We start from the raw sequence: 26111 nt of genomic DNA, 5'->3' as shown, positions 1-26111 counted from the left end.
GACCTGGTGAAGGACCCGGACGTCCTCGTCCGGGCCTACGACGACAGCCAGGGCGTCGAGGTGGGGGTGGCCAGGAGGAGGGCGAAGCGGGCGGCTTCGTCCGTCCACCAGTGGCTGATCGTCAGGCCCGCCGCGGCCAGCTCGGAAGTCAGCCCGGCGCGGCGGAACTTCACGGAGATCTCGGTGCGCATCTCCTCGCCCGCCGCGAAGTCGACGGTCAGGTCGACGCCCGGGATCTTCACCGTCCGGGCCGCGGTGGCCCGCAGCCACATCTCGACGCGCTCCTCCGGCACGTTCCACACGGCCTTGTGCGCGAACGCGTCCGGGTCGAAGTCGGCGTCCAGCTCGCGGTTGATGACGTGCAGGACGTTCTTGTTGAACGCCGCCGTGACGCCCTGGCTGTCGTCGTAGGCCCGGACGAGGACGTCCGGGTCCTTCACCAGGTCGGCGCCGAGCAGGAACGCGTCGCCGTCGCCGGTGAGTCCGGCCCGGACGGCGGCGAAGAACGCGGCCCGCTGCGCCGCGTCCAGGTTGCCGATGGTGCCGCCGAGGAACGCGACCAGGCGCGGTCCGCCGGGGGCGGGCAGGGCGAGATCGGCCTCGAAGTCGGTCACGGCGGCGGCGACGCGCAGCCCCGGGTAGTCCCGGCACAGCGCCTCCCCGGCCTCGGTGAGGGCGGCGGGGCTGACATCGCGCGGCGCGTAACCGCGCAGCGTGCCCTGCCCGGTGAGGGCGTCCAGCAGCAGCCGCGTCTTGGTGGAGGAGCCGGAGCCCAGCTCCACCAGTGTGGCGGCGCCGGTCGCGGCGGCGATCTCACCGGCGCGGTGCCGGAGGATCTCGTGCTCCGCGCGGGTCGGGTAGTACTCGGGGAGCCGGGTGATTTCCTCGAACAGCTCGCTGCCCCGGGCGTCGTAGAACCACTTGGGCGGCAGGATCTTGGGGTGGGCGGTCAGCCCCGCGGTGACGTCGGCCCGCAGGGTGCGGTCGAGGTATCCGTCGGGGAGGCGGTGGTCGAGCGTGAAGCGGTCGTTCATGAGGTAAGGGGATTCCCTGGGTGCGGCGGGGCGCAGCGGAGTGGTGCTGACGCGTCCGGGGGTGGCCAGGAGCAGAGATTCTTCGGGCACTTCGTGCCAGTCGTCGCTGTCGTCGTCGGGCTCGGAGGCGACCAGCACCTCGCCGGGCCCGGTGCGGTACCAGAGCGTGTCGCCGCGACGGGTGGCGGCGATGACGCGGCCGTCGGTGAGGAGGAGGTTGACGCGGGCGTCGGGGCGGGCGCCGGCCGTCTGCCGGGTCACGGCCGCCAGCGCCTCGCCCGCGGGCTCGCCCGCCCGCAGGCGCCGGTGGACCATGGCCCACAGCAGCGCCGAGTCGCAGTGCGCCTCCAGGGCGAGCAGGTCGGCCGCGGCCAGGCCCGCGCCGCCGGTGTCGGCGGGCAGCCCGGCCCAGTCGCGGACGGCGCCGTTGTGGCTGAACAGCCAGTCGCCGGACCGGAACGGCGCGGCGGCCGACGCGTCCTGGCTGGTGCCGGCCGTCGCGGAGCGCACGGCGGCCAGGACGGCGCCGCTGCTGATGGCGCGGGCCAGGTCGGGCAGGTTGGCGTCGGCCCAGATCGGCACCGCGCGCCGGTACCGGGCGGGCCCGTCCCCGCCCGCCGCCGGGTACCAGCCGATGCCGAAGCCGTCGGCGTTGACCGTGCCGTGGCGCTGGCGGCGGGGCGCCCACGCCTGCTGGTACAGGCCGCCGGCGGGCTCGGTCAGCAGCCGGGCCAGCGGGACGGGCGGCCCGAGATAGGCCAGGTGGCGGCACATCAGCGCGCCTCCCCGGCCGTGCGGCAGGTGCGGAAGCCGGCGAAGATCTGGCGCCGGATGGGGTAGTCCCAGTTGCGGAACGTGCCCCGGCAGGCGACCGGCGCGACGCCGAACGAGCCGCCGCGCAGCACCTTGTAGGAGGGGCCGAAGAAGACCTCGCTGTACTCCTTGTACGGGAACACGGCGAACCCCGGGTAGGGCCGGAAGTCGCCGGACGTCCATTCCCAGACGTCGCCCAGGAGTTGGCGGATGCCCAGCGGTGAGGCGCCGGCCGGGAAGCTGCCGGCGGGCGCGGGCCGCAGGTGTCGCTGGCCGAGGTTGGCGTGCTCGGGACTGGGTGGCTCGTCGCCCCACGGATAGGTCAGCGAGCGACCGGTGGCGGGGTCGTGGCGGGCGGCCTTCTCCCACTCGGCCTCGGTCGGCAGCCGCCGCCCGGCCCAGCGGGCGTACGCGTCGGCCTCGTACCAGCACACGTGCAGCACCGGCTCGTCCGGCGGCACTTCCTCCACGTGCCCGAACCGCCGCCGCAGCCACCCCGTACCCCCGTCCCGGAACCAGAACTGCGGCGCGGTCAGCTCCGCCGTCCGCCGGTGCTCCCAGCCCTCGGGCGTCCACCAGCGCGGGTCGTCGTAGCCGCCGTCCGCGATGAACTCCTGATAGGCGGCGTTGGTCACCGGCACGGTGTCCATCCAGAACGCCGGGACGTCCACGGTGTGCGCGGGCCGTTCGTTGTCCAGCGCCCACGGGTCGCTGTCCGTGCCCATGGTGAACGGGCCGCCCGGGACCAGCACTTCACGCGGCAGACCACGGGCGTCCGCGGGCGCGGACGGCGGCGCCGGCGCGTCCAGCACCGGCGGACCGGCCCGCAACTGGTGCGTGGCCAGCATCGTCTCGCCGTGCTGCTGCTCGTGCTGCGCCACCATCCCGAACACGAAGCCGTCGGCGTGCAGCGGGTCCCCGGCGCGCGGGGAGGCCGACAGCACCTCCAGGGCCTGGTCGCGCACCTGGCCGAGGTAGCGGCGGGCCTGCGCGGGGCTGAGCAGCGGCAGGGCGGGCCGGTCGGCGCGGGGGTGCCGGAACGCGTCGTACAGGTCGTCCAGGTCGGGCCGGAGCGCCGGCCGGCGGCCGGCCTCGCGGACCAGCCAGATCTCCTCCTGGTTGCCGACGTGCGCGAGGTCCCAGCCGAGCGGGGACATCAACGGCGAGTGCTGGGCCATCAGTTCGTCGTCGCCCAGACAGTCCGTGAGGGCGAGGGTTCTGGCCCGGGCGGCCTCCAACTCGGCCAGGGCGTGTGCGAGTCGCTGCGCTTGCCCGCTCATCGGGTCGCTCCTTCCGGCTCGTTCACCTGGTCGTCGGCGCGGTCACGCACCCGGGCCGGCGGGCCCGTCTTGAAGCACACGCCGTTGACGTACGCCTCCGCCTCGTCCTTCGGCATCGGACGGCCTTCCGTCGTCACAAGCACTCCACTTCCTGACGTCATGGGCGGGATCCGGGCATGGAAACCCGGCGCGGCGCGCGGGACATTCCCCCGCACCACGACCACTTTCGGCCAACTGTTCGAACATAGGGACCGATCCGTCCCCCCGGGGGACGACCGGGTGAACTTTCTCCCCCTGGCGGCCCCCGGGTCGCGCGGGCGGGAACGGACGGTCAGTTGTACCCGCTCTCCCCGGTGGCCCGGATGCAGTACGCGCCCCAGTCCCCGTTCGGGTCGGCGGGCGTGGCGCAGACGGTCACCTCGAAGTTCTCGGCGTCGACGGCGACCATCGCGGTGTACGTGCCGGAGCCCGTCCCGATCCGGGCCTCCTGTCGTCCGCCACCGGTCACCTCGACGGACACCCGGTCGCCCGGTGCCCCGTCGCGGATCCGCCCCCAGACGGTGTGGCAGCGGCTGCCGAGCCGGACCTCCAGCAGGGCGGGGTTACCGCTCTCCGGCTCGTAGCCCGCGGCGTGGTCGCCGGCACAGCCCGCGGCCCGCGGGTCACGGCCTTCGCAGCCCTCACCGGGGCAGGTCCGCGGCCTGCTGTCCTCCAGGCGTTCCTCGATCCACGCCCCCACCAGACCGGTCACCACCGCCAGCCCCAGGGCGACCCCCCGCACCAACGGCCAGGCGCGCCGCACGCGCTCCCGGGCGGAGCGCGGCGATGCCCGGGAACCGGTCCTCCCCCGGCCGCGGAACGGCCCGCACCGCGCCCCTCGCCACCGACGGCGCTCATCGGGCCGGTCCGTCCGGCTCGTCCACCTGGTCGTCGGCGGGGCAGCGGCCCCGTTCGGGGTAGCGATCGGCGAACTCGGCCACGGCCCGGCGGACGCGCGCGAGCGCGCCGGAGTCGGCGAGCGCGGCATCGGCCGCGGCGAAGCAGGCGCGCGCGGCCTTGCCGATCGCCGGATCGGCCGGGCCCAGCCGGGCGGCGCGGGTCCACACCTCGGACGGCGGCACGGCGCGGCCCCCGCACAGCGGCTCGGTGGCCGCGTACGCGGCGTCCGCCGCCACCGGATCGTCCAGCAGGACGGCGGCCACGGCGGTGGCGACCAGCCAGCCGTCGCCGGGCTGGGCGTCGATCATCCGCAACTCCAGCCAGCCGCGCGGCCGTACGGGCGGGAAGAGGGTGGTCAGGTGGTAGTCGAGGTCACCGATCCCGGGCGGGCGCCCGACCGTTCTGCCGCCGGTGAGCCAGGAGCGGAACGTGAGTCCGCGCGGTGCCGACCAGTCCGCCGACCCGGCCCGGCGCACGCACAGCAGCTGCGCGTCCAGGGCGTAGTCGGCCCAGGAGGCGCGCGGGTCCGCGTCGCCGGGGTCCGTGCCCTCGTCCGGGGCCGCCGTGCGCGTGGGGTCGATGCGCCGCCACACGGCCTGCCGGGTGGACACCCAGCCGGTCGGTCTGCCGCGCCACAGCGGGGAGTTGGCGAAGGCCGCGATGAGCACCGGGCCCAGGCGGTGGGCCAGGCGCCAGCGGTAGCGGTAGCCGTGGGGGCCGTCGGAGTCGTCGCCCGCGTCCAGGCTGATCTGGACGGCGGCGGTGCCGCGCATCATCATGCGGCCCCAGGGGCCGCCGCGGTCGAAGTGCGCCTCCATGGCGCGGTAGCGGGGGTGTCGCACCACCCGCGGGGGCGGGTCCCGGTGCGGGTCGAGCCCGTTGCCCCGCAGTTCGAGCCCGGCCCGGGCGAGACCCGCGCGGAGGACGGTCAGGTCGCCGAGGGCGGCCTCGACGCAGCCCGCGAGCGAGGCGGCCGGCGCGGTGCTCAGCTCGACCTGGCCGCCGGGTTCCCGGCTGATGCCGCCGCCGTGCGGCAGCGTGCCCGGTGTCTCGAAGGGGGCGAGTGCCTCGGCCAGTCGTCCGGCGGCCACCGGGAGCCGCGCGTCGGCGCGATCGTGCACCAGCCATTCCAGTTCGACGCCCACCCTGGTCGGGGGGCCCGTCTTGAAGCAGACGCCCTTGACGTACGCCTCGGCCTCTTCCAGCGTCAGACAGCCATCCATTGTCGTATGCGCTCCACTTCCCCGAAGTCGTGGACGGATCCGGGCATGGAAACCCGGCGCGGCGCGCGGGGCATTCCCCGCGCGGCGACTATTTTCGGCCAACTGTTCGAACATACCGGGGCGGTGGGCCGCCCCGGGAAACAACCCGGTGAATTCCTACCCGCGATCGCCGTTCTCAGGGCCACCGCCTTCGGCACCCCCGGCCAGGGACGCGCCGTAGTCGCGCAGCCGCCGGACCGCCCGGGGATCGGCGGCGCGCCGCCGGGCGAGGGCACGCTTGATCTCCCGGTAGGTGGCCAGTTCGAGCCCGCACCAACGGCAGTGCTCCAGATGGGCGGCGAGCCGTGCCGCGGTCAACGCGTCGGTCTCCCCGTCGAGATACGCCTGGAGCTCCCGCAGCGCCTCGGCACAGCCCATCGCCGCCCGCCGCGCGGCGCGCCGCCGGAGCCACCCGGTCACGTCGCACCTCGTCCCGGCGCCGCTCCGGCGCCCACCAGCCGGTCCCGGATCCGTCGCCGCGCCCGGTGCAGCCTGCTCATCACGGTTCCTTCCGGCACGCCGAGCACCCGCGCCGCCTCGGCGTAGGTCAGCCCGTTCACGTCCACCAGCAGCACCGCCTGCCGGTGCTTGCCGGGCAGCGCGGCGACGGCGGCCTCCACCGCGTCGTCGAACGCCTCGCCCACGACCAGTTCCTCGGGCGAGGCGGCCCGTCCGGCGGGCGACACGGCGAACCGGTCCAGGTCCGCGTCCGGGTCGTCCAGGAGCTGTGGCCTGCGCCGCCGGTGCCGATTGGCCTCCGCGTTGCGCATGATGGTCAGCAGCCAGGCCCGCGGATGCCTGCCGTCGAACCGGTCCACGGCCCGGAAGGCCCGCAGCAACGTCTCCTGCACGAGATCCTCGGCGTCGGCCGGCTGAGCCGTCAGCGACAGGGCCACCCGCAGCAACACCTCCACCTCGGGCACCACATGTTCGGCGAACGCCCGCCGCCGCTCCACACCGGGACACGCCGCTCGCTCATCCACACGCCGGTAACCCCCCGGCCCCTGCCCGGCATTCCCCTAGGGCCTGTCTTCCGGATCTTCGCGGGGCCACGACGCCTGGCATCCCGCCTGGCCGCGTTGCCGAATCGCGCGAGTACGGACAAGTACGAGCTGCGATCCGGCGCCTTGCCAGCGCATGGGGGTACCTCCCGGGCCCCCGAGGGGCCCGGGGGAGCCAGACGCCGCGGCCTGATCCGCGAAGATCCGAAAGACAGGCCCTAGGCGCGCTTGCGATACTCGCCGCATGGGCTCACCCACCGGCTCGTCACGCGGACGCGTCCACTGGTTCAGCGATCTGCTCCTGGCCTTCTGCCTCTTCGCGGCGGAGGCGGTCGCCGTCGCGTACGTCGTGTTCGCCGAGGGGATGTCGAGCTGGGCCGACAGCTACCAGGGGCGCGTGAGTTCCCCGGACGGGGACAGTCTGTGGATCTGCGGCTGGGTGATCGCGGCCCTCGCCACGGTGGCCGCGATCGCCCTGGCCCGCGCCCGGGCGCCGTTCGCCGCGGCCACCCAGGCCCTGGTGGTGGTCGCCACGCTGCTCCTGATGTCGGTCGCCGCCGCCGAGGAGCACTCCGACGACCGGTCCGCCCCGGTGTCCGTCCCGGCGCCGGCCCCGGCCTCCGCGGACTCCTGAGCCGCCCCCTCGAACGTTCGATCGAACACGCGTACTATTCCAGCGTGGATACGACGAGCTTCCCCGAGGATCTGATCACGGCGCAGAACGAGTGGTACGACATCGACGAGCAGCTCACCGCCGCCGGTGAGCGGGAGCGCCGCCTGCGGTCGCGGCTGCAGGAGCTGTCCCTCTACATCGCCGGCCATCCCTACTGGGAGACCCGCGCCAACGCGGGCGTCGCGGCCCGGATCGCGCTCAAGCGGTCGGTGCGGGAGGCCCGCGGCATGTAGGGGGCGGCGCGGCACGCCCGGCGGACGGGCGCGGGGCGTCACCCGTCGCCGAAGCCGAAGCCGATGCCCCGCAGCGCCCCGGCCGCCGCCCGGTCCAGCAGCGCGGCCGAGGCGCAGCCGTCCGGCAGCCGTCCCGCCGCGACCTCCGCGACCAGCCGGTCCACGGCCCGCCGGTGCCGCGCGAACGCGAACCCGGAGACGGTCCGGCCGCGCGTCATCTGCCCGGCCAGCGCCGTCCCGGCGGGCACGTCCAGCACCACCAGGTGCAGTTGGCGGCCCCGCCGCCTGGCGTCCCAGCCCAGCCAGCGGCGCACCCACGCCGTGCGCCCGCAGTCGTGCACGATGACGGCGGCGGAGGAGCGCAGCGCGCGGCCCAGGTGCGCGTAGTGCGCGAGCCGGACGGCGGGCCGGTAGAGGGCGTACGGGACCCAGCCGGGCAGCCGCCGGGCCCAGCGCTCCCGCACGTCCTGGGAGTCGATCCTGATCAGCGCCCCGTCCGGCACGGCCGCCGCCGCGCGCCGCATCAGCGTGGACTTGCCGCTGCCGGGCAGCCCGGAGACGACGACCCGGTGACCGGCCGGCCAGCGCAGCTCCAGGTGCCCGCCGTCCGCCGCCGCCCCGCGCAGGTCGAACACCAGCGGGTGCCCGGCGGTCCCCGGGCCGGGCGGTGATGCGGCAGGGTTGTGCCCCGGCATGCTGTCTCCCCCGCGCTGTCGACTTCCCACGCGGCCCGGCATCGGGCGCGGGCGGACGCGACTCACCGTAACGGCCCCGGATGCCGCACCGCAACGGCTTGCCCGGCGTGAGCAGTTGCACGCGCACGCGGGCCGGCCCGGGCGCGTCAGGCCGGGTCCCCTCCCGGCCGGACGCGGAGCCGCTCCCGCACCCGCGCCCACAGCTCCTCGTCGCCCAGCGCCGCCGCGGCGAGCTGGTAGCAGGTCCGTTCGCACAGCTCGACCAGCTCGTCCCTGCTCAGGGCCGGGCGGTCGAGCCAGGTGACGACGACCTCCTCCATGAACGCCTGCCAGCCCTTGACCGTCAGGAACAGCGCCGGGGTGCGCGGCGCCCCGGCGGCGGCCAGGCCCGCCATGACCCACTCGATGAACGCCGCCCGCACCGAGCCGTGCAGCCTGCGCATCTCCGGGCTGCTGTGGGTCAGGCGCACCACCGCGAGGTAGACCGAGGGCCGCAGCGCCACCTGGTCGATGAACGCGCCGATGCCGTTGCGCAGTTGCTCCTCGGGGCTGAGCGCGGGGTCGGGGGCGACGAGACCGAGCAGTTCCTCCGCGACCGACTGGACGATCGCGCCGCGCAGCTTGCGCAGGGAGCCGAAGTAGTGGAAGAGCAGACCGGGCGAGACACCCGCCTCCCGCGCCACGGAGTCCACCGAGAGGGTGTCCAGCTCACGTTCCTCCAGGAGGGCGCGGGCGGCGGCGAGAATCTGCGCCTTGCGTTCCGCCGGGGACATTCGGGCACCGCTCGCACGAACCATGGGCCCATCCTATTGACTTCGCCTCAACAGGCTCTACCGTTGAGTAACCCTCAATAAGGACTCCGACGGCCGCCGAGGGAACCTGCCTGGAACTCGACCTGTAGGACCCGCCCCGCCCGACCAGCCCTCCGCCCGACCGAAAGGGCCGTCCATGAGCGCTTCCCCGACCGCCCCCGCCCTGCCCGCCTTCCCGTTCGACGACCACGACCTCGCGCGCTTCCGCGAGGTGCAGCGGCTCGCCTACCGCTGCGCCGAGGAGGTCGCCGCCTGGCTGGCGCCCGGTGTCACCGAGCGCGAGGCCGCGGCCCGGCTGCGCCGCGCGCTGACCGCCGCCGGGGTCAGGGACTTCTTCCACGTGCCGTTCGCCTGGTTCGGGGACCGCACGGCCTTCCGGCACTTCAGGACCCCGCTCCAGTTCTTCCCCGGCGGGCGGCGGCTGGCCGAGGGCATGCCGTACATACTGGACTGCGCGCCCGTCGTGGACGGCTACACCGCCGACATCGGCTACGGCGGCACCCTCGGCCCCAACCCCGTCTGGGAGGCGCTCGACCGCGACCTCGGCGCCTACCGGGAGCTGATCCTGCGCGAGGTCAGGCGGCGCAGGCCGCTGGCCGAGGTGTACGCCGCCGTCGACGCGCTCATCGACCGGCACGGCTACGACAACCGGCACCGGGTCTACCCCGGCCGCGTGATCGGCCACCAGGTCACCCGGCTCACGGCCCGGGGACCGGCCGGCGTCACCGTGTTCGGATTCGGCGTGCGGACCCTCCAGACGCTGGGCCGGGAGCTGATCGGCGAGCGGCTCCAGGGCCGTTCCCCGCTGTGGGCCGACGGCCGCGCCTCGCGCCACGCGCCCACGCCGGGGCTGTGGGCCGTGGAACCGCACATCGGCTTCCGCGACGTGGGCCTGAAGTTCGAGGAGCTGCTGGTGGTCACCGACGACGGCGCCCACTGGCTGGACGACGACCTGCCGCACGTCCACCGCTGGCGGGAGCGCGCGGCCACCGGGACGAAGGAGGAAGGGGCCGACCGATGAACACCACCGAGGCACCGCGCCGCCGCACGGTCATGTCGGGCGACGTCGCGCTCGCCGTCTACGAGCAGGGCGACCCCGCGCGCCCCACCGTGCTGCTGGTGCACGGCTACCCCGACACCCACCGGGTCTGGGACGAGGTGGCGGCCGACCTCGCCGCCGACCACCACGTGGTGCGGTACGACGTGCGCGGCGCGGGCGCCTCCGACCGCCCCGCCCGCCGCGCCGACTATGCGCTGGAGGCGCTGGCCCGCGACCTGTTCGCGGTGGCCGAGGCCACCAGCCCCGGCCGCCCGGTGCACGTGGTCGCCCACGACTGGGGCTCCATCCAGTCCTGGGAGGCCGTCACCGACCACACCGCGCCCGGCCGCATCGCCTCCTACACCACGCTGTCCGGCCCCTGCCTGGACCACGTCGCGCACTGGATGCGGCACCGCTACCGGCACCCCACCCCCCGCCACCTCGCGCAGCTCCTCAAGCAGGGCGCCCACTCGTGGTACATCGCGGCCTTCCACGTGCCCGCCCTCGCCCCGGCGCTGTGGCGCAACGGTCTGGCCACGCGCTGGGGCACGGTGCTGCGGACGCTGGAGGGCGTCCGGCCGCGCCCCGGCCACCCGCAGCCGGGCCTGGCCGACGACGCGGTGCACGGCATCGAGCTGTACCGCGCCAACATGCTGCCGCGCCTGCGCGAGCCGCGCCGCCGCCCCACCCTGCTGCCGGTGCAGCTCATCACCCTCACCAAGGACCATTACGTGAGCCCCGCCCTGGCCGAGGGCGCCGCGCCCTGGACACCGAACCTGTGGCGGCGCGCCATCCCCGCGACCCACTGGTCGGCGCTGCTGGGGAAGGGCTCGACCGTGGCCCGCATGGTCCGCGAGTTCGTCGCGCACCACGAGGGCGGACCCGCCGCGCCGCAGCTCGACCGGGCGCGCCGCAGGCGGGACGCGGACGCCGGGCGGCCGTTCGCCGGGCAGCTCGCCGTCGTCACCGGGGCGGGCAGCGGCATCGGGCGGGCCACCGCGCTGGCCTTCGCCGAGCAGGGCGCGGACGTGGTGGTCTGCGACATCGACACCGAGGCCGCCGACCGCACGGCCGAACTGGCGCGGCTGCTGGGCGCCCAGGCGCACGCCTACCGGGTGGACGTCTCCGACGGCCCGGCGGTGGACGCGTTCGCCGCCGAGGTGGCCGCGGCGCACGGCGTCCCGGACGTCGTGGTCAACAACGCGGGCATCGGCCACGCGGGCTCGTTCCTCCGGACCACGGAGAAGGAGTGGCAGCGGGTCCTCGACGTCAACCTGTGGGGCGTCATCCACGGCTGCCGCGCCTTCGGCACCCTGCTGGCCGAGCGGAACGAGGGCGGGCACATCGTCAACGTCGCCTCCGCCGCCGCCTACCTGCCGTCCCGGGCCCTGGCCGCGTACGCCACCAGCAAGGCCGCCGTCGTCACGCTGTCCGACTGCCTGCGCGCCGAGGTGGCCGGGGCGGGCGTCGGCGTGACCGCCATCTGCCCCGGCGTGGTCAGGACCAACATCACCCGCACCACCACGTTCTCCGGAGCGGACGCCGCGGAACAGGACGCGCGGCGCCGCCGGGCCACCCACGCGTACGCCCGGCGGAACTACCCGCCGGAGAAGGTCGCCGAACAGATCCTGCGCGCCGTGCGGAACAACCGGGCCGTCGTCCCCGTCACGCCGGAGGCCAGGGTCGGGCGCCTGATCAGCCGCCTCTCGCCCGGCCTGCTGCGGCGGGCGGCCCGTTACCTCCGCTGACCGTTTCCCCGGACCCGACCCCGGACCCGGCCCCGATCACGCCCCCGAGACACCGACTCGCCCCCTGGAGCGCCCCCGATGCTGAGCACCATGCAGGACGTCCCGCTGACCGTCACCAGAATCCTGGAACACGGCAGAACCGTGCACGCCCGCTCCCGCGTCACCACCTGGACCGCGGACGGGCCGCGCCACCGCGACTTCGGCGCGGTGGGCGACCGGGCGGCCCAGCTGGCGCACGCGCTCCGCGACGACCTCGGCGTGGACGGCGACCAGCGGGTCGCCACCCTGATGTGGAACAACGCCGAGCACCTGGAGGCGTACCTCGCCGTCCCCGCCATGGGCGCGGTGCTGCACACCCTCAACCTGCGCCTTCCCCCGGCCCAGTTGGCCTGGATCGTCAACCACGCCGCCGATCACGTCGTGCTGGTGAACGGCACGACGCTGCCGATCCTGGCGGCGGTGCTGCCCCGGCTGGAGAGCGTGGCGCACATCGTGGTGGTGGGCGAGGGCGACCGTTCCGTCCTCGACGGCTGTCGCCCGGCCGTGCACGACTACGAGGAGCTGATCGCGGGACGGCCGACCGACTACCCGTGGCCCGAGCTGGACGAGCGGTCCGCCGCCGCCCTGTGCTACACCTCCGGCACCACCGGGGACCCCAAGGGGGTCGCCTACAGCCACCGGTCGGTCTACCTGCACTCGATGCAGGTGAACGGCGCGGAGTCGTTCGGCCTGAGCTGGCAGGACACCGCCCTGCCGGTGGTGCCGATGTTCCACGTCGACGCCTGGGGCATACCGCACGCCGCCTTCATGTCGGGCGCCTCGCTGCTGATGCCGGACCGCTTCCTCCAGCCGGGCCCGCTGGCCGACATGATCGCCGCCGTGCGGCCGACCATCGCGGGCGCGGTCCCGACGCTGTGGAACGGGCTGCTGATGGAGCTGGCGGAACGCCCGCGCGACATCTCCAGCCTCCGCCGGGTGATCGTGGGCGGCGCGGCCTGCCCGCCGTCGCTGATGCGCGCCTTCGAGGAGCGCCACGGCGTGCCGGTCGTCCACGCCTGGGGCATGACCGAGACGTCCCCGCTGGGCACCGTGGCCCACCCGCCCGCGGGCCTCACCGCCGAGGAGGCATGGCCCTACCGGCAGACGCAGGGCCGCTTCCCCGCCTCCGTGCAGGCCCGGCTGACCGGCCCCGACGGCGGCCTGCTGCCGCACGACGGGGCGTCGGCGGGCGAGCTGGAGGTGCGCGGCCCGTGGATCACCGGCGCCTACTACGGCGGCGCGGCCGGGGAGCCCGAGGTGCCCGAGGACAAGTTCCACGACGGCTGGCTGCGCACGGGCGACGTCGGCACGATCACGCCGGACGGCTATCTGACCCTCACCGACCGGGCCAAGGACGTCATCAAGTCCGGCGGCGAGTGGATCTCGTCGGTGGAGCTGGAGAACCAGCTCATGGCCCATCCCGACGTCGTCGAGGCCGCCGTGATCGCCGTCCCCGACCCGCGCTGGGACGAGCGCCCGCTGGCCGTCGTGGTGCCCCGCGAAGGCGTCACCCCGGACTTCGGCGCCCTGCGCGCCTTCCTCGCCGAGCACGTCGCCAGGTGGCAGCTCCCCGAGCACTGGACGGCGGTGGCCGCCGTGCCGAAGACGTCGGTCGGCAAGTTCGACAAGAAGCTGCTGCGATCCCAGCACGCCGCGGGCGACCTGCCGGTGACGACCCTCGGCTGACGCGCGTGCGGAACCGCGGGACGGCCGTCGATCCCCTGCCGGGACGCCTTCGGGAGCGGGCAGGCGGCCATGCCGCATCGGCAGACGAGGGACTGGTCGTCGCCTTCGGGCACGGCCGGAAGGGTGCCTCTTCCGGCTGCTGCCCGAAGAGCCGCCCCGCCCAGGAGGCTCCCGCCCCGAGGGCCGGGCGGTGCCCCCGGGCACGCACGCTCGCCGCGTTGCCGCATCGTCCATGACCCCCGAGGGCCCGGGACAGCCGTGGGCGGCCGGGCGCCCCGCTTCCGGGGGTGGGGAGCGACGGGCCCGGCGGGCCTTCCGGACGCGGTGTGGATCGTGCCATCCGCACGCCGGCCGCGGGAGGCCCTCGTCTTCCGGCGGGACGTCTTCGTCCGGTCCGGCGCGTGGTGGGGGACGGACGGCCGCCGCGCCGGGCGAGCCGCCACCGGCCGTACGGCGAGGCCGGTGTGGGTGCGGGATCGCTTCGGCCGTGTCACCGCCTAGGGCCGTTTCGGGGTCATGCCGTTCAGGCCGCGTGGGCGGTGGGCCGCGCGGTCGGAGGCGGGCCATACGTAGGGGAGGTCCCCGGGGACGCCGGGGAAGCGGTCGGTGTAGAAGGCGGGGTCCTTGCGGACCAGCGCCGACTGGTGGCTGCGGTGGAACGCCTCGTCCCCCAGCCACGGTGGCAGCTCGCCGCCCGCGGCCAGCCGCTCCTGCCGCCGGGCCCGGCGGCGCCGGGCGTTCAGGGCGGCGAAGTCGGCGGCCAGCGAACCGGCGCAGGTGTCCTGCCGCCCGCCGGCCGCCCACACACGGCACACCTCCAGGCCGTACCTGACCAGGGCCTCCTCGTAGCCCGCCCACATCCGCACCGCCGGATGGTGCCGCCACCCGTACCCGGGCACGGTCAGCCCCCGCAGCACCTGCAACGCCTCGACCCGCTGCTTGCCCAGCCGCCGGACGTCCAGCACCTCGGCGGACCGGACGAAGTCGGGATACGGGAGAAACGTCTGCACCTTCCCCTGTCTACCGCCGCCCCGCCCACCGCGCCCGCCGGCCGGTCAGCTCTCCTTGTCCTCCGCCGGGAGGCGGGCCTCCACGTGGCCTTCGGTGACGCGGCACTCGAACGCGGGCTGGGGCGCGGTGGCCGGGCCGTGCACGTTCCAGCCGTCGGACAGGCGGAACGTGCTGCCGTGCCAGGGGCAGCGGACGCAGCCGTCCACCACCGAGCCGTCCGACAGCGGGCCGCCCATGTGGGCGCAGCGGTCGGCGAGGACCCGGATCGTCCCGCCCGGCTCCCGGTACACGACGACCGGGATCTCGCCCAGCATGTGCCGGACGAGGACCCCGACGGGGAACGCGTCGAGGCGGCCCAGCGGGTGCCAGCCCGGCTCCATGGCGGCGGGCACCACGTCGGTGTGGTTGGCGCCCGCGGCCTGGCGGTAGGCGAGGTGGCCGCCGAGCGCGCCGCCCGCGCCGACGGTGGCCAGCCCGGCGAAGCCCAGGGCGCGCCCGGCCAGCCGCCGGCCCCGGAGCCGGGCGGACAGCGAGGCGGCGTAGAGGGCGACGGCGGCCGTGTTGGTCGCGGCGTGCGCGAGCCCCACCCGCTTCTGCGGCTTCCGCAGCTCCGCCCAGTCGGTCAGGCCCGCCAGCGCCGCCGGGAGGGCGGCGGTGAGACCGAGGGCCACCAGCGCGCCCGCGCTCCTGCGGCGGCCCGGGAGCAGGTCCAGTACGGCGGCGGACATCCAGGTCCCGATCGGGACCTGCACCATCAGCGGGTGAACGGGATGCCCGAGCCACGTGCCGTGCAGGACGTCGCGGGCGCCCTCGGGCAGGGTGCGGACCGCGCCGCGCAGCGGGCCCATCAGCGGGTCGGCCCACCGGGTGCCCTCCAGCCGGTCGACGGCGGTGAGCACCCGGCCGGGGCGGCCGGGCTCGGGCAGCAGCGTGCGGAGTGTGTCGTAGAAGGCCATGCCGTCCAGTTCCCCGCTCCCCGCATCGCAAACGCCGTGAAGATCGCGAACGCGAAGCCCCCCGAGGCGGCGCGGGGCCGTCCGGGGGGCATCTCAGGGCCGCCGGGTCAGACCTTGCCGCGCCACGCGCCGGTGGCGACCCCGCGGGACTCGATGTACTCCTTGAAGTTCTTCAGGTCGTTCTTGGCCTGCCGGCGCACGAGGCCCAGCTTGTCCCCGACCGCCTCGGTGAAGAGCTCCGGGGCGTACTCCAGCTGGAGCATGATCTTGGTGTGCTGGCCGTCCAGACGGTGGAACGTGACCACTCCCGCCTGCTTGGGGCCGTTCCTGCTGACCCACGCGATCCGCTCGTCGGGGATCTGCTCCGCGATGTCCGCGTCGAACTCCCGCTCGGCGCCGGCGATGCTGGTCACCCAGTGGGTGCGCGTGTCACCGATCTGGTCGACGCGCTCGACGCCCTCCATGAACTCGGGAAACGACTCGAACTGTGTCCACTGGTTGTAGGCGGTGGTCACGGGGACCGCGACTTCGATGGACTCCTCGATGTGCGACATGAGTGACGTCCGCTCCTTCCTGCCTGTCGTCCGTAACGGGACGATGTCGCGGAGTACCCCTGCCGCCGGGGCGGAAACCCGGTCCGTGCCGGGCGGTCCCGCACCCCGCTTCACACTTTGCGTTTGAAGACCCAGACGGACAGCGGCGCGAAGACGGCGGCGATCGCGGCGGCCCAGGCCAGGGACTGGGCGGCCGGGGCGGCCACCTCGCCGCCGAGCATCAGCCCCCGGCAGGCCTCCGCGAGCACGCTCACCGGGTTGACGTCCACGAACGCCTGGAGCCAGCCCGGCATGGTGTCGGCGGGCACGAAGACGTTGCTGACGAAGGTGAGCGGGAAGAGCACGGTGAAGCCGAAGATCTGGACCCGCTCGGCGTCCTTGGCCACCAGGCCGACCAGCACCGACACCCAGGAGAACGCCAGCGCGAAGGCCAGCAGGAGCAGCACGGCGCCCAGCAGCCCGGGGAGGCCCGGGTCGCCGAGGCGGAAGCCGAGGATCAGGCCGACCGTCAGCACCAGGACGATCGACCACGCCTGCTTGACCTGGTCGGCGGCGATCCGGCCGGCCAGCGGCGCCCAGCGGGCGATCGGCAGCGAACGGAGCCGGTCGAACACGCCCTTGGTGACGTCGGTGTTGAGGCCCTGGCCGACGTAGAGGGTGACGAACAGCATGTTCATCACGATCATGCCGGGCAGCATGAACGTCAGGTACTCCGTGACCGATCCGGCGATCGCGCCGCCGAACACGTAGGTGAAGAGCAGCACGAACATGATGGGCTGGATGCTGAAATCGCTCAGCTCGTAGGGGTTGTGCCGCACCTGGACGACGGTCCGCCAGGCCAGGGTGAGGCTCTGCCGGACGCCCTGCAGCAGGCCGACCCGCGCGGCCGGCTCCCGCCCGGCCGGGCCGGGCGGCACCGGGGAGGTGGACGGGTCGCTGATCGCGCTCATGCCGTCTCCTCCTCCGTCTCCTCCTCGTTCGTCTCCCGGCCGCCGGGCTCCCGGCCGCCGGGCTCCGCCGCCTCCGCCGGGCGGCCGGTCAGGGCGAGGAAGACCTCGTTGAGGCTGGCCCCGCGCAGCGCCAGCTCGGTGAGGAGGACGCCCTCGTCGTCCAGCCGCCGCACCACGGCCGGGAGGACGGCGGGGTCCGCGACCCGCGCGGTCACCAGGCCGCCCCGAGCGGTGGGTTCGGTGCCGGTCAGCTCCGCCACGGCGGCGCGGACGTCGGCCAGCCGGGTGGCGTCCGTGGGGCGCACGGCCAGCGTCCGCGCGTCCGTCCTGCCCTTCAGCTCCTCGGGGGTGCCGGTGGCGATCACCTTGCCGTGGTCGATGACGACGATCTGGTCCGCGAGCTGGTCCGCCTCGTCCAGGTACTGGGTGGTCAGCAGCACGGTCGCGCCGTCCGCGACCAGCCGCCGGATGAGGTCCCACAGCTCGGTGCGGGCCCGGGGATCCAGGCCGGTGGTCGGCTCGTCGAGGAAGAGCACCGGCGGCCTGCCCACCAGGCTGGCCGCGAGGTCGAGACGGCGGCGCATGCCGCCGGAGAACGTGCCGACCGCGCGCCCGCCCGCGTGGGTCAGGCCGAACCGCTCCAGCAGCTCCCGCGCCCGCCGCCGGGCGTCGGCACGGCTCATGCCGAGCAGGCGGCCGATCAGCAGCAGGTTCTCCGTGCCGGTGAGCTGCTCGTCGACCGAGGCGTACTGGCCGGTGAGGCCGATGAGCTGCCGCACCCGGTGGGCGTCGCGCCGCACGTCGTGGCCGCCGACGGTGGCCCAGCCGGCGTCGGCGCGCAGCAGGGTGGCCAGCACCCGCACGACGGTGGTCTTGCCGGCGCCGTTGGGACCCAGCAGGCCCAGCACGGTGCCCGCCGGGACGCCGAGGTCCACCCCGTCGAGCGCGGTGGTCATGCCGAACCGTTTGACCAGCCCCTCGGCCTGGATCATGTGGCTCACGGGCGGGCCGCCCTTCCCGTCGTCCGCCGGGCTGGCGGCCGGCCGGCCTGGCAGTGCGGGCACCAGGTGGTGGAGCGGCCGGCGATCCGGTCCCGGCTGAGCGGGCCGCCGCAGCGCGGGCAGACCGGGTCCGGCGCGTCGCGGTGGCCGGTGAGCCAGGACGGCCGGGCGGGCACGCATCCGGCGCGGACCGCGTCGCGCAGCACGCCGCGCAGCGCGTCGGCCAGCCGGTCGCGCTCGCCGGTGTCCAGGTCGCGGGCCGGCCGGGCCGGGTCGACGCGGGCGCGCCAGAGGATCTCGTCGCCGAGCAGGTTGCCGAGCCCGGCCAGCACGGACTGGTCGATGAGCACGGCCTTGACGCGGGCGCGGCGGCCCTCCAGCAGCCGGTCGAGCGCGGCCCGGTCGACGGTCAGCGCGTCGGGCCCCTGCCCGCCGAGCACCTCGTCGAGGTCGGCGTCGGAGGTGGCCAGCCGCAGCCCCTGGAGCTTGCGCTGGTCGCGGTAGCGGAGCCGGCGTTCGCCCTCCAGGGTGAACGTGACCCGGTCGTGGGGATGCGGCGGGTCGCCGGGCGCGGCCGGGACGAGCCGCCCGGTCATGCCGAAGTGCAGCAGGAACGACGGGCCGTCGGTGCGGGCCAGCAGCCACTTGCCGTGGCGCTCCGGCTCGGCCAGGCGGCGGCCGGTGAGGGCGCGGCGCAGCCGGGGCACGGTCACCCCGCGCAGGACTCCGGGGTCGGCCACCTCGACGCCGTCGATCCGGCGGCCCCGGCCGTGCTCGGCGAGGATCCGGCGGAATCCCTCGACATCCGGCAATTCGGGCATGCCCTCACGGTACGTCGGCCTCGCCGGTCCGGCCCGCGAGAACGGTGGCGACGTAGTCGCGGGCGGCGGCCTCCATCCCGACGTCCTGCTGGGCGCGCTCCGACAGGTACCAGCGGTGTTCGAGCAGCTCGTGGTAGATCTGCGCGATGTCCAGCCCCTCCCGCAGCTCCGCCGGGACGAGGCGGACGGTGGGGCGGAAGACGTCGCGGACCCAGCGGTGGGCCAGCACCTCGGTGCGGGCGCCGAGGGGGTCGCCGGGGGCGTAGTCGTCCTGGCCGGCCATCCACGTCTCCAGGTCGTTGAGCAGGCTGCGCGCCTGGTTCTCCTCGGCGTCCAGCCCGGTCAGCCGCAGCAGCTGCCGCTGATGGTGCCCGGCGTCGACGACCTTGGGCAGGAAGGTGACGTGGTCGCCGTCCGGGGAGCGCTGGATCTGCATCTCCGCGACGTCGAAGCCGAGCTCGTTGAGGCGGCGGATGCGGTGGTCGATGAAGTGGCGCTTGTCGCGCGGGTAGACCGAGGTGCGGGTCAGCTCGTCCCACAGCTCCCGGTACCGGTCGATCAGCTCCCGCCCGAACGGCACCGGGTCGACGGCGGGGTGCAGGGAGCCGCCGGCCTCCAGATCCATCAGCTCCCCGACGATGTTGACCTGGGCGACGTCGAGGTCGTAGTCGCGCTGGCCGTCGGTGAGCCGGGGCTGGATCTGCCCGGTCTCGGCGTCCACGAGGTACGCGGCGTAGGCGCCGGCGTCGCGGCGGAAGAGGGTGTTGGACAGCGAGCAGTCGCCCCAGGCGAAGCCGCTGAGGTGGAGGCGGACCAGGAGGACGGCGAGCGCGTCGAGCAGCCGCTTGATGGTGCCGGGGCGCATCGTCGTCTCGAACATGGACCGGTAGGGCAGCGACCCCTTCAACTGCCGGGTGATGAGGACGGGTTCGAGCGGCTCGCCCTCGGCGCCGGTCCGGCCGGTGACGACGGCGACGGGATCGACGGCGGGGACGGCGAGCCGGTCGAGGTCGCGCAGCAGGGCGTACTCGCGGACGGCGGCCCACTCGCCGACCTCCTTGACCGCGAAGACCTCGTGGCCGGCCCGGGCGAACCGGACGACGTGGCGCGAGATCCCGCGCGGCAGCGCGACGAGGTGCTTCTCCGGCCACTCGGCCAGCGGGACGTCCCAGGGGAGGTCGAGCAGCGTCGTCGGGTGCTCGGGGTCGGTCGCGGTGATCTGGAGCTCCATGGCACCAGTCTGCGGCAGAACTCCGACATGTTTTCGATACCGCGGTTCCGGTTACCCGGAACGGTGCTCAACCGGTACGAACCGGTAAGGAAAGGAGGCCGACCATGGCCGCTCTGCTTGTGGTCCTGCTGCTCGCGCTGGTCCTGTTCGGCGCGGGTTTCGCCCTGGAGGTGCTGTGGTGGCTGGCGGTGGCCGTTCTGGTCGTCTGGCTGCTCGGCTTCGTGATGCGCGGGACGACGTCGCACGGCACGCGGTCCCGCTGGTACCGCTGGTAGCGACCCCGACCGGCGACCGCGTCGTCACAGCTTCCGGGTGTCGCGCGGCTCGGCGTACGGCTCCTCCTCGGGCGGATGGCCGCTGTCGATGGCGCGGCGCCGCTCCAGCTCGGCGTCGAACTCCAGGCCCAGCAGGATGGCCGTGTTGGAGATCCACAGCCAGACCAGGAAGACGATCACGGCGGCCACGCTGCCGTACGTCTTGTTGTAGCTGCCGAAGTTCGCCACGTAGAACGCGAACGCGGCCGACGCCAGGACCCAGATCAGGACCGCGAGCAGGCTGCCGGGGGTGACCCAGCGGAAGCCCCGCCTGACGTTGGGCGCGGCCCAGTACAGCAGCCCGATGACGAGCCCGACCAGGAGGACCAGCACGGGCCACTTGGCGATGTCCCAGACCGTGACGGCCGTGTCCCCGAGGCCGAGGACCTCCCCGGCCTTCTTGGCCAGGCCGCCGGTGAAGACCACCGCGACGGCGATCGCGGCCAGCAGCACCACCACGGCCAGGGTGATGAGGAACCGGGTGGGCAGGGTCTTCCAGACGGGCCGCCCCTCACCGATGTCGTAGACCACGTTCCCGGCGCGCATGAACGCCGCGATGTACCCGGAGGCGGACCACAGGGCCAGCGCCAGTCCGATGACGAACGACAGCCCGGCGCCGCCCGCGCCGCCCTTGAGGTGTTCGAGCGCGTCGGTGAGCACGTCGCGCACCGACCCGGGGGCCAGCTCGGCCACGTTGTCGATCAGCGGGTCGATGGCCGAGCTGCCGATCAGGCCCAGCACCGAGACCAGGGCCAGCAGGGCCGGGAAGATCGACAGCACCCCGTAGTAGGTGAGGGCGGCGGCCCAGTCGGTGAGGTTGTCCTCCTTGAACTCCTTGGCGGTGCCCTTCAGCACCTCCCACCACGAGCGCTTGGGCAGGTCCGCCGGCGACTCGGCCGGGGCCCGCCCCTGGTGCGGCGCGCTCATCGCTGCCCGTCCGGCCGGCGGTCCTGGTCCGGCACGTTCCGCGCGGACTCCCTGGCCTGTCCGGTGACGTCGCCGGCCCGTTCCCGGGCCTGCTGCCCGGTGTCGCGGGCGGCCCGGGCGGAGTGCTCCTTGATGTCCCGGGCGGCCTGCCGGGCGTGCTCGGCGGCGTCCTCCTTCAGGTGCTGCGCGGACTCCATGGCGGCGCTCCTGACCGGTCCGGCCATCCGGCCCGCCCGGTCGGTGATCTGCCCGGCGACCCGCTGTCCGGTCTCCGTCTTCGGCGCCAGCGAGCCGGCGACCAGTCCGGCGCCGAACGCGACCGCGCCGGCCGTGAGCGGGTTGCCCTGCGTCTGCCGCATGGCCCGCTCGGGTGCCTTGCCGACCGATTCGCGGGCCTGCCGGGCGCTGTCGCGGGTGGACTCGGCGGCCCGCCTGCCCTGGCCGCCGGCCTGGCCCTTGACGCCCTCGGCGCGCTCCCTGGCCTGGCCCTTGACGCTCTCGGCGCGCTCCCTGGCCTGCTCCATGCTCTCGGAGGCGCCGCCCATGACGCGCTCCTTGAGCTGGGTGAGGCCGTCGCGCATCTGGTCGCCCCGGCGGTGTGCCACGCGGCGCGGGCTGGCGCGTTCCGCCAGCCGGTCCAGATCGGCGGTCAGCTTGGCCCGGGTCGCCTCGATGTCGGCCCTTATGTCGTCGGGTGACGTGCCCATCGCGCGTCCTCCTTCAGGGTTTCCATGGTCTGTCGGGGCTTGGGGGACATGCTCCGCATGCGGGAGCGGCCCATGACGAACAGCGCGGCGCCGATGACCGCCCACACGCCGGCGACGATGAGCGCGGCCCAGCCGCCGTCCATGACGTTGGCCAGCCCGAACACCGCCGCGAGCGAGAGGAAGAAGGCGACCATGTAGCCGGCGAAGCCGGCGCCGCCGTACATCCCGGCGGCCTTGCCCGCCGTGGTGACCTCCTCGCGGATCTCGGCCTTGGCCAGCTCCACCTCCTGCCGGAACAGGAGCTGGGTGTCCGAGGTGATCTCGGTCAGCACCTCGCCGATCGAGCCGTCCCGTCCCCGCGTGTGCTCGGCGCGGCCCATGCGGGTCAGGGCGTCGACGCGGTCGGCGTCCCGCGATGTCGCGGTCATGTCACCCCTCCCCCCGGCTCCGTGCCGACGTCCGGCGGCGGGGCCCGGTACACGTCCTCCTCGCCGGTCCCGGCCTGCTCGCCGCCGCCGGCCGCCGAACCGGCGGAATCGGCGGAATCGGCGCGGCCGAGCTTGACGATCCGCCCGATGGCGAACCCCGCGAGCGCCGCTCCGCCGAGGAACGCGGCGGGCCGCCGCCGGGCGAACCCCTGCACTTCCTCGATCAGTCCGTCAACGCCGCGCTCGTCGATGTAGTCGGCGGCCCGGTGGCCCCGGTCCGCCGCCTGCGCGACCAAGGTGCGGGCCGGCGAGTCGGCGGGGGCATGGTCGGCGAGCCCGGCGAGGTCGTCGGCCCACTGGCGGACGGCGCCGGCCGTGCGCCGGGTCTGGCTGTCGGCCTCGCCCGCCATCCGCTCCTTGAGGTCGTGGGCCGTGGTGCGCGCGTGGTCCTTGGCCTGTCCCGTGACGGACCTGGCCTGTTCCCTGGCGTCACCGACGAGCCCGCGGGCAGCCTGCCCGGCCTGACCGGCCGTGGCCGACATCTCCTGCTGAGCACGCTCCGTGCTCTGGCTCATGGGTCTCTCCTTACCTCTGAGACGCCCTGCTCGGCTCCGGGTAACCGCCGCCCTCCGCACGAAACACCGCATTCCTCGCATATCGCCGCTTGCCTCGCCCGGCGCGGGGTAGGCGAGGGGGCATGGCGGACGTGGTACTGGCCGGACTGTGGGGAGGGGTGGCGGGCTCCGCGCTGCTGCTGGGCGCGGTCGTCGGATACGGGGTGCGGGTGCCGCAGTGGCTCGTGGCCTCGGTGATGGCGTTCGGGGCCGGGGTGCTGATCTCCGCCGTGTCGTTCGAGCTGGTGGGCGAGGCGTACGACCAGGCGGGGCTCGGCCCGGCGGTGGCCGGGACGGCGTGCGGCGCCGCGGCCTTCACGGCGGGGAACGCGTGGCTCGCGTACCGCGGCGCGCGGAACCGCAAACGCTCCGGACACGTCGGGACCCAGCCGTCCGAGGCGCAGCGGGAGGGCTCCGGCCTGGCGCTGGCCCTGGGCGCGCTGCTGGACGGCGTGCCCGAGTCGGCCGTGATCGGCGTGAGCCTGCTGGAGGGCGGCGCGGTCAGCGCGGTGACCGTCGCCGCGGTCTTCATCAGCAACGTGCCCGAGGGGCTGTCCAGCTCGGCGGGCATGCGGGCGGCCGGGCGCGGCACGGCGTACGTGTTCGGGGTGTGGGGCGCGATCGCCGCGGCGAGCACCGTCTCGGCGGTGCTGGGCTACGCGGTCGTCGGCGGCTTCCCCGACGCGGTGGTGGCCGGGGTCACCGCCGTCGCGGCGGGCGCGATCCTGGCGATGATCGCCGACACGATGATCCCGGAGGCATTCGAACAGACCCATCTGGCCATCGGTTTGATCCTGGTCTGCGGCTTCCTGGTCTCGTTCGCGCTCTCGCACGCCTGAGACCGGGACCGCTCGCGCGTGCGACGCCGGGGGCCCGCCCGCAGAATGGGGGACACGAAATGATCAAGGAGGAGCAGTGGCCGCACCACCCGTTCACACTCTCAACGACTCCCACCCGCTGCCCGCGTTCGGGTTCGGCACCTACCCGATGGACGACGCGGAGGCCGAGCGCGCGGTCGCCGACGCGCTGGCCGCCGGGTACCGGCTGATCGACACCGCGGTGAACTACCGCAACGAGGCCGGGGTGGGCCGCGGCATCGCCGCCTCCGGAGTGCCGCGCGAGGACATCGTCGTCACCACCAAGCTGCCGGGACGTCACCACGGCTACGAGGAGACGCTGGCGTCGTTCGAGGAGTCCCGCGCCCGGCTCGGCCTCGACCGCGTCGACCTCTACCTCATCCACTGGCCCAATCCCCGGATCGACAAGTACGTCGACTCGTGGCGGGCCATGATCAAGCTCAGGGACGACGGCCTGGTCCGCTCCATCGGCGTCTCCAACTTCACCCCCGAGCACATCCGGAGGCTGGAGAAGGCGACCGGCGTCCTCCCCGCGGTGAACCAGATCGAGCTGCACCCGCTGCTCCCCCAGGACGACGCCCGCGCCTTCCATGCCAGGAACGGCATCGTCACCGAGTCCTGGAGCCCGCTCGGCCGGGGCAGCGCGCTGCTGCGCGACGAGGGCGTCGCGCGGATCGCGGCGGCGCACGGGGTCAGCAGCGCGCAGGTGATCCTGCGCTGGCACGTCCAGCTCGGCGCCGTCCCGCTCCCGAAGTCCGGCGACCCGGGGCGGCGGCGGGCCAACGCCGACGTGTTCGGATTCGCCCTGGATCCCGGGGAGATGGCCGCCCTGGCGGACCGGTCCCCCCGCCGGCTGGGCGGCGACCCGGAGCGGCACGAGGAGTTCTGACCGGAAGGGCACGGCGGAGCGTCGGATACGCTCGCGCGACGGGACGGCCGGCCGCACGGGCCGGCCCACGGAAGCAGCGTTTCACGCAAGCGCGACGGGAGATGATGGCATGGCGCGGCAGGCGCAGATCGGTGTCACCGGGCTGGCGGTGATGGGCCGCAACCTGGCCCGCAACTTCGCCCGGCACGGGCACACCGTGGCCCTCCACAACCGGACCGCCGCCAGGACGCGGCAGTTGGTCGAGGAGTTCGGGCACGAGGGCGACTTCCTGCCCGCCGAGACGGCGGAGGAGTTCGTCGCCTCGCTGGAGCGCCCGCGTCGGCTGGTGATCATGGTGAAGGCGGGGGCGGCGACGGACGCCGTGATCGACGAGTTCGCCCCGCTGCTGGAGCCCGGCGACATGATCGTCGACGGCGGCAACGCCCACTTCGAGGACACCCGGCGCCGGGAGGCCGCGCTGCGCGAGCGCGGGCTGCACTTCGTGGGCTGCGGCATCTCCGGCGGCGAGGAGGGCGCGCTCCACGGCCCGAGCATCATGCCGGGCGGCTCGGCCGAGTCGTACGAGGCGCTGGGTCCGCTGCTGGAGAGCATCGCCGCACAGGTCGACGGCGAGCCGTGCTGCACGCACATCGGTCCGGACGGCGCCGGCCACTTCGTGAAGATGGTGCACAACGGCATCGAGTACGCCGACATGCAGCTCATCGCGGAGGCGTACGACCTGCTGCGGAACGTCGCCGGGTACGATCCGGGCCGGATCGCGGACGTCTTCCGCAAGTGGAACACCGGCCGGCTCGACTCGTACCTGATCGAGATCACCGCCGAGGTGCTGTCCCACACCGACGCCGCGACGGGCGGCCCGTTCGTCGACGTCGTCGTGGACCAGGCCGAGCAGAAGGGCACCGGCCGCTGGACCGTGCAGACCGCGCTCGACCTCGGGGTGCCGGTCTCCGGCATCGCGGAGGCCGTGTTCGCCCGCTCGCTCTCCGGCCACGCGGAACTGCGCGCGGCCACCCGGGACCTGCCGGGCCCGGAGCGCCCGCCCCTGCACCCGGACGACGCGGCCCGCTTCACGGAGAACGTGGAGCAGGCGCTGTACGCGTCGAAGATCGTGGCCTACGCCCAGGGCTGGCACCTGATCCAGACGGGCAGCGAGACGTACGGCTGGGACATCGACCGGGGCGCGGTCGCGGCGATCTGGCGGGGCGGCTGCATCATCAGGGCGCGGTTCCTCGACCGGATCCGCGCGGCCTACCGGGGCGGCGAGGCCGGTGTGACGCTGCTGACCGACCCGACGTTCGGCGACGCGTTGCGCGACGCGCAGAACGCCTGGCGCCACGTGGTGGCCACCGCCACCGAACTGGGCGTTCCCGCGCCCGGGTTCTCCGCCGCGCTGGCCTACTACGACGCGCTGCGGGCCGGGCGGCTGCCGGCCTCGCTGGTGCAGGGCCTGCGGGACTACTTCGGCGCGCACACCTACCTCAGGACCGACCGGGAGGGCTCGTTCCACACGCTGTGGGGCGGCGACCGCTCCGAGGTCGAGGGCTGAGCCGAGGGTCCGGGGGGGGGGGGGGGGGGGGGGGGGGGGGGGGGGGGGGGG

General features: G+C 74.7%; 28 protein-coding genes and 1 pseudogene. 9 read left to right on the top strand and 20 right to left on the bottom strand.

What is annotated here, in order from left to right; all coding sequences use genetic code 11:
* Positions 1-35: 35 nt before the first annotated feature.
* The 7 genes and pseudogenes from egtD to ACSNOC_RS18285 form a co-directional block, all read right to left on the bottom strand.
* The gene (egtD, locus tag ACSNOC_RS18315) at positions 36-1034 is read right to left on the bottom strand and encodes an L-histidine N(alpha)-methyltransferase (RefSeq protein ID WP_436748555.1); all 999 of its coding nucleotides are present in this window, start codon (positions 1032-1034) and stop codon (positions 36-38) included.
* Between the two features lie 96 nt (positions 1035-1130).
* A pseudogene (egtC, locus tag ACSNOC_RS18310) lies at positions 1131-1808 on the bottom strand (ergothioneine biosynthesis protein EgtC); the annotation flags it as partial.
* A complete protein-coding gene (egtB, locus tag ACSNOC_RS18305) occupies positions 1808-3127 on the bottom strand; it encodes an ergothioneine biosynthesis protein EgtB (RefSeq protein ID WP_436748554.1) in 1320 nt (439 codons plus the stop codon). The pseudogene egtC and the gene egtB, both read right to left, overlap by 1 nt.
* A 331-nt stretch (positions 3128-3458) precedes the next feature.
* On the bottom strand, positions 3459-3929 hold the full coding sequence (locus tag ACSNOC_RS18300) for a DUF2690 domain-containing protein (protein ID WP_436748553.1): 471 nt from the start codon (positions 3927-3929) through the stop codon (positions 3459-3461).
* 91 nt (positions 3930-4020) lie between these two features.
* On the bottom strand, positions 4021-5289 hold the full coding sequence (egtA, locus tag ACSNOC_RS18295; protein ID WP_436748552.1) for an ergothioneine biosynthesis glutamate--cysteine ligase EgtA: 1269 nt from the start codon (positions 5287-5289) through the stop codon (positions 4021-4023).
* A 156-nt stretch (positions 5290-5445) separates the two neighbouring features.
* Positions 5446-5748: an anti-sigma factor family protein gene (locus tag ACSNOC_RS18290; RefSeq protein WP_436748551.1), complete on the bottom strand. Its 303-nt coding sequence runs from the start codon at positions 5746-5748 to the stop codon at positions 5446-5448.
* On the bottom strand, positions 5745-6311 hold the full coding sequence (locus ACSNOC_RS18285) for an RNA polymerase sigma factor (RefSeq protein ID WP_436748550.1): 567 nt from the start codon (positions 6309-6311) through the stop codon (positions 5745-5747). Before ACSNOC_RS18285 ends, ACSNOC_RS18290 begins: the two co-directional genes overlap by 4 nt.
* Positions 6312-6573: 262 nt before the next feature.
* Here ACSNOC_RS18285 and ACSNOC_RS18280 point away from each other — a divergent pair, with 262 nt between their 5' ends.
* Positions 6574-6963: a DUF6234 family protein gene (locus ACSNOC_RS18280; protein WP_436748549.1), complete on the top strand. Its 390-nt coding sequence runs from the start codon at positions 6574-6576 to the stop codon at positions 6961-6963.
* Positions 6964-7007: 44 nt separating this feature from the next.
* Positions 7008-7235, top strand: a complete 228-nt coding sequence (locus ACSNOC_RS18275; protein WP_436748548.1) for a hypothetical protein — start codon at positions 7008-7010, stop codon at positions 7233-7235.
* Positions 7236-7273: 38 nt separating this feature from the next.
* Here the strand turns inward: ACSNOC_RS18275 and ACSNOC_RS18270 are convergent, their stop codons facing one another.
* Together ACSNOC_RS18270 and ACSNOC_RS18265 are read right to left on the bottom strand one after the other, a co-directional pair.
* The gene (locus tag ACSNOC_RS18270) at positions 7274-7930 is read right to left on the bottom strand and encodes an AAA family ATPase (RefSeq protein ID WP_436748547.1); all 657 of its coding nucleotides are present in this window, start codon (positions 7928-7930) and stop codon (positions 7274-7276) included.
* Between the two features lie 146 nt (positions 7931-8076).
* The gene (locus ACSNOC_RS18265; protein WP_436748546.1) at positions 8077-8703 is read right to left on the bottom strand and encodes a TetR/AcrR family transcriptional regulator; all 627 of its coding nucleotides are present in this window, start codon (positions 8701-8703) and stop codon (positions 8077-8079) included.
* Positions 8704-8878: 175 nt separating this feature from the next.
* Between ACSNOC_RS18265 and ACSNOC_RS18260 the strand changes: the two genes are divergently transcribed.
* The 3 genes from ACSNOC_RS18260 (at position 8879) to ACSNOC_RS18250 (ending at position 13254) form a co-directional block, all read left to right on the top strand.
* The gene (locus ACSNOC_RS18260) at positions 8879-9763 is read left to right on the top strand and encodes a M24 family metallopeptidase (RefSeq protein ID WP_436748545.1); all 885 of its coding nucleotides are present in this window, start codon (positions 8879-8881) and stop codon (positions 9761-9763) included.
* A complete protein-coding gene (locus ACSNOC_RS18255; protein WP_436748544.1) occupies positions 9760-11529 on the top strand; it encodes an SDR family oxidoreductase in 1770 nt (589 codons plus the stop codon). Before ACSNOC_RS18260 ends, ACSNOC_RS18255 begins: the two co-directional genes overlap by 4 nt.
* 78 nt (positions 11530-11607) lie before the next feature.
* The gene (locus ACSNOC_RS18250; RefSeq protein WP_436748543.1) at positions 11608-13254 is read left to right on the top strand and encodes a long-chain fatty acid--CoA ligase; all 1647 of its coding nucleotides are present in this window, start codon (positions 11608-11610) and stop codon (positions 13252-13254) included.
* Positions 13255-13751: 497 nt separating this feature from the next.
* Here ACSNOC_RS18250 and ACSNOC_RS18245 read toward each other — a convergent pair whose 3' ends face one another.
* From ACSNOC_RS18245 to ACSNOC_RS18215, 7 genes are all read right to left on the bottom strand, one after another.
* Entirely contained in the window at positions 13752-14264 is a 513-nt protein-coding gene (locus ACSNOC_RS18245; protein ID WP_436748542.1) for an MSMEG_6728 family protein, read from the bottom strand.
* 45 nt (positions 14265-14309) lie between these two features.
* Positions 14310-15221, bottom strand: a complete 912-nt coding sequence (locus tag ACSNOC_RS18240; protein WP_436748541.1) for a Rieske 2Fe-2S domain-containing protein — start codon at positions 15219-15221, stop codon at positions 14310-14312.
* Positions 15222-15328: 107 nt separating this feature from the next.
* On the bottom strand, positions 15329-15775 hold the full coding sequence (locus tag ACSNOC_RS18235) for an SRPBCC family protein (RefSeq protein WP_436748540.1): 447 nt from the start codon (positions 15773-15775) through the stop codon (positions 15329-15331).
* 110 nt (positions 15776-15885) lie between these two features.
* Positions 15886-16725, bottom strand: coding sequence for an ABC transporter permease (locus ACSNOC_RS18230; protein ID WP_436748539.1), 840 nt, complete (start codon positions 16723-16725; stop codon positions 15886-15888).
* Positions 16722-17726, bottom strand: a complete 1005-nt coding sequence (locus ACSNOC_RS18225) for an ATP-binding cassette domain-containing protein (RefSeq protein ID WP_436748538.1) — start codon at positions 17724-17726, stop codon at positions 16722-16724. Before ACSNOC_RS18225 ends, ACSNOC_RS18230 begins: the two co-directional genes overlap by 4 nt.
* Positions 17723-18547 carry an Fpg/Nei family DNA glycosylase gene (locus ACSNOC_RS18220; RefSeq protein ID WP_436748537.1) on the bottom strand — a complete coding sequence of 275 codons (825 nt, stop codon included), beginning with the start codon at positions 18545-18547 and terminating at the stop codon, positions 17723-17725. Before ACSNOC_RS18220 ends, ACSNOC_RS18225 begins: the two co-directional genes overlap by 4 nt.
* A gap of 4 nt (positions 18548-18551) precedes the next feature.
* Positions 18552-19778, bottom strand: coding sequence for a DUF4032 domain-containing protein (locus tag ACSNOC_RS18215; protein ID WP_436748536.1), 1227 nt, complete (start codon positions 19776-19778; stop codon positions 18552-18554).
* Positions 19779-19882: 104 nt separating this feature from the next.
* On the opposite strand from ACSNOC_RS18215, the gene ACSNOC_RS18210 reads away from it, so the two are divergent.
* Positions 19883-20053, top strand: coding sequence for a hydrophobic protein (locus tag ACSNOC_RS18210; RefSeq protein WP_436748535.1), 171 nt, complete (start codon positions 19883-19885; stop codon positions 20051-20053).
* 24 nt (positions 20054-20077) lie between these two features.
* Here the strand turns inward: ACSNOC_RS18210 and ACSNOC_RS18205 are convergent, their stop codons facing one another.
* From ACSNOC_RS18205 to ACSNOC_RS18190, 4 genes are read right to left on the bottom strand one after another with little or no spacing between them, the layout of a single operon-like run.
* A complete protein-coding gene (locus ACSNOC_RS18205; RefSeq protein WP_436748534.1) occupies positions 20078-21019 on the bottom strand; it encodes a YihY/virulence factor BrkB family protein in 942 nt (313 codons plus the stop codon).
* Complete coding sequence (locus tag ACSNOC_RS18200; RefSeq protein ID WP_436748533.1) at positions 21016-21726, bottom strand: DUF3618 domain-containing protein; 711 nt, start codon at positions 21724-21726, stop codon at positions 21016-21018. Before ACSNOC_RS18200 ends, ACSNOC_RS18205 begins: the two co-directional genes overlap by 4 nt.
* Positions 21702-22154 (bottom strand): phage holin family protein, encoded by a 453-nt coding sequence (locus tag ACSNOC_RS18195; RefSeq protein ID WP_436748532.1) that lies wholly within the window; start codon positions 22152-22154, stop codon positions 21702-21704. The genes ACSNOC_RS18200 and ACSNOC_RS18195 overlap by 25 nt, the downstream gene beginning before the upstream one ends.
* Positions 22151-22729, bottom strand: coding sequence for a hypothetical protein (locus ACSNOC_RS18190; RefSeq protein ID WP_436748531.1), 579 nt, complete (start codon positions 22727-22729; stop codon positions 22151-22153). The genes ACSNOC_RS18195 and ACSNOC_RS18190 overlap by 4 nt, the downstream gene beginning before the upstream one ends.
* Positions 22730-22851: 122 nt before the next feature.
* Between ACSNOC_RS18190 and ACSNOC_RS18185 the strand changes: the two genes are divergently transcribed.
* The 3 genes from ACSNOC_RS18185 (at position 22852) to gndA (ending at position 26060) form a co-directional block, all read left to right on the top strand.
* Positions 22852-23607: a ZIP family metal transporter gene (locus tag ACSNOC_RS18185; protein WP_436748530.1), complete on the top strand. Its 756-nt coding sequence runs from the start codon at positions 22852-22854 to the stop codon at positions 23605-23607.
* 76 nt (positions 23608-23683) lie between these two features.
* Positions 23684-24514: an aldo/keto reductase gene (locus ACSNOC_RS18180; protein ID WP_436748529.1), complete on the top strand. Its 831-nt coding sequence runs from the start codon at positions 23684-23686 to the stop codon at positions 24512-24514.
* Positions 24515-24623: 109 nt separating this feature from the next.
* On the top strand, positions 24624-26060 hold the full coding sequence (gene gndA / locus ACSNOC_RS18175) for an NADP-dependent phosphogluconate dehydrogenase (protein ID WP_436748528.1): 1437 nt from the start codon (positions 24624-24626) through the stop codon (positions 26058-26060).
* The last annotated feature ends 51 nt before the right edge of the window (positions 26061-26111 follow it).

Source organism: Streptomyces sp. URMC 129, assembly GCF_051386415.1.
Classification (GTDB): Bacteria; Actinomycetota; Actinomycetes; order Streptomycetales; family Streptomycetaceae; genus Streptomyces.
The sequence above is the reverse complement of the archived record's forward strand: the minus strand, read 5'-3'. Positions and strand labels throughout refer to the sequence as shown.

What these genes read in the sequence shown, in the direction of transcription:
- ACSNOC_RS18260 (WP_436748545.1), top strand. Translation starts at nt 8,879, where the DNA reads ATGAGCGCTTCCCCGACCGCCCCCGCCCTGCCCGCCTTCCCGTTCGAC.
- ACSNOC_RS18195 (WP_436748532.1), bottom strand. Translation starts at nt 22,154, where the DNA reads ATGACCGCGACATCGCGGGACGCCGACCGCGTCGACGCCCTGACCCGC.
- egtD (WP_436748555.1), bottom strand. Translation starts at nt 1,034, where the DNA reads ATGAACGACCGCTTCACGCTCGACCACCGCCTCCCCGACGGATACCTC.
- ACSNOC_RS18255 (WP_436748544.1), top strand. Translation starts at nt 9,760, where the DNA reads ATGAACACCACCGAGGCACCGCGCCGCCGCACGGTCATGTCGGGCGAC.
- ACSNOC_RS18205 (WP_436748534.1), bottom strand. Translation starts at nt 21,019, where the DNA reads ATGAGCGCGCCGCACCAGGGGCGGGCCCCGGCCGAGTCGCCGGCGGAC.
- gndA (WP_436748528.1), top strand. Translation starts at nt 24,624, where the DNA reads ATGGCGCGGCAGGCGCAGATCGGTGTCACCGGGCTGGCGGTGATGGGC.
- ACSNOC_RS18265 (WP_436748546.1), bottom strand. Translation starts at nt 8,703, where the DNA reads ATGTCCCCGGCGGAACGCAAGGCGCAGATTCTCGCCGCCGCCCGCGCC.
- ACSNOC_RS18190 (WP_436748531.1), bottom strand. Translation starts at nt 22,729, where the DNA reads ATGAGCCAGAGCACGGAGCGTGCTCAGCAGGAGATGTCGGCCACGGCC.
- ACSNOC_RS18215 (WP_436748536.1), bottom strand. Translation starts at nt 19,778, where the DNA reads ATGGAGCTCCAGATCACCGCGACCGACCCCGAGCACCCGACGACGCTG.
- ACSNOC_RS18280 (WP_436748549.1), top strand. Translation starts at nt 6,574, where the DNA reads ATGGGCTCACCCACCGGCTCGTCACGCGGACGCGTCCACTGGTTCAGC.
- ACSNOC_RS18250 (WP_436748543.1), top strand. Translation starts at nt 11,608, where the DNA reads ATGCTGAGCACCATGCAGGACGTCCCGCTGACCGTCACCAGAATCCTG.
- ACSNOC_RS18210 (WP_436748535.1), top strand. Translation starts at nt 19,883, where the DNA reads ATGGCCGCTCTGCTTGTGGTCCTGCTGCTCGCGCTGGTCCTGTTCGGC.
- ACSNOC_RS18270 (WP_436748547.1), bottom strand. Translation starts at nt 7,930, where the DNA reads ATGCCGGGGCACAACCCTGCCGCATCACCGCCCGGCCCGGGGACCGCC.
- ACSNOC_RS18200 (WP_436748533.1), bottom strand. Translation starts at nt 21,726, where the DNA reads ATGGGCACGTCACCCGACGACATAAGGGCCGACATCGAGGCGACCCGG.
- ACSNOC_RS18230 (WP_436748539.1), bottom strand. Translation starts at nt 16,725, where the DNA reads ATGAGCGCGATCAGCGACCCGTCCACCTCCCCGGTGCCGCCCGGCCCG.
- egtB (WP_436748554.1), bottom strand. Translation starts at nt 3,127, where the DNA reads ATGAGCGGGCAAGCGCAGCGACTCGCACACGCCCTGGCCGAGTTGGAG.
- ACSNOC_RS18220 (WP_436748537.1), bottom strand. Translation starts at nt 18,547, where the DNA reads ATGCCCGAATTGCCGGATGTCGAGGGATTCCGCCGGATCCTCGCCGAG.
- ACSNOC_RS18235 (WP_436748540.1), bottom strand. Translation starts at nt 15,775, where the DNA reads ATGTCGCACATCGAGGAGTCCATCGAAGTCGCGGTCCCCGTGACCACC.
- ACSNOC_RS18240 (WP_436748541.1), bottom strand. Translation starts at nt 15,221, where the DNA reads ATGGCCTTCTACGACACACTCCGCACGCTGCTGCCCGAGCCCGGCCGC.
- egtA (WP_436748552.1), bottom strand. Translation starts at nt 5,289, where the DNA reads ATGGATGGCTGTCTGACGCTGGAAGAGGCCGAGGCGTACGTCAAGGGC.
- ACSNOC_RS18185 (WP_436748530.1), top strand. Translation starts at nt 22,852, where the DNA reads ATGGCGGACGTGGTACTGGCCGGACTGTGGGGAGGGGTGGCGGGCTCC.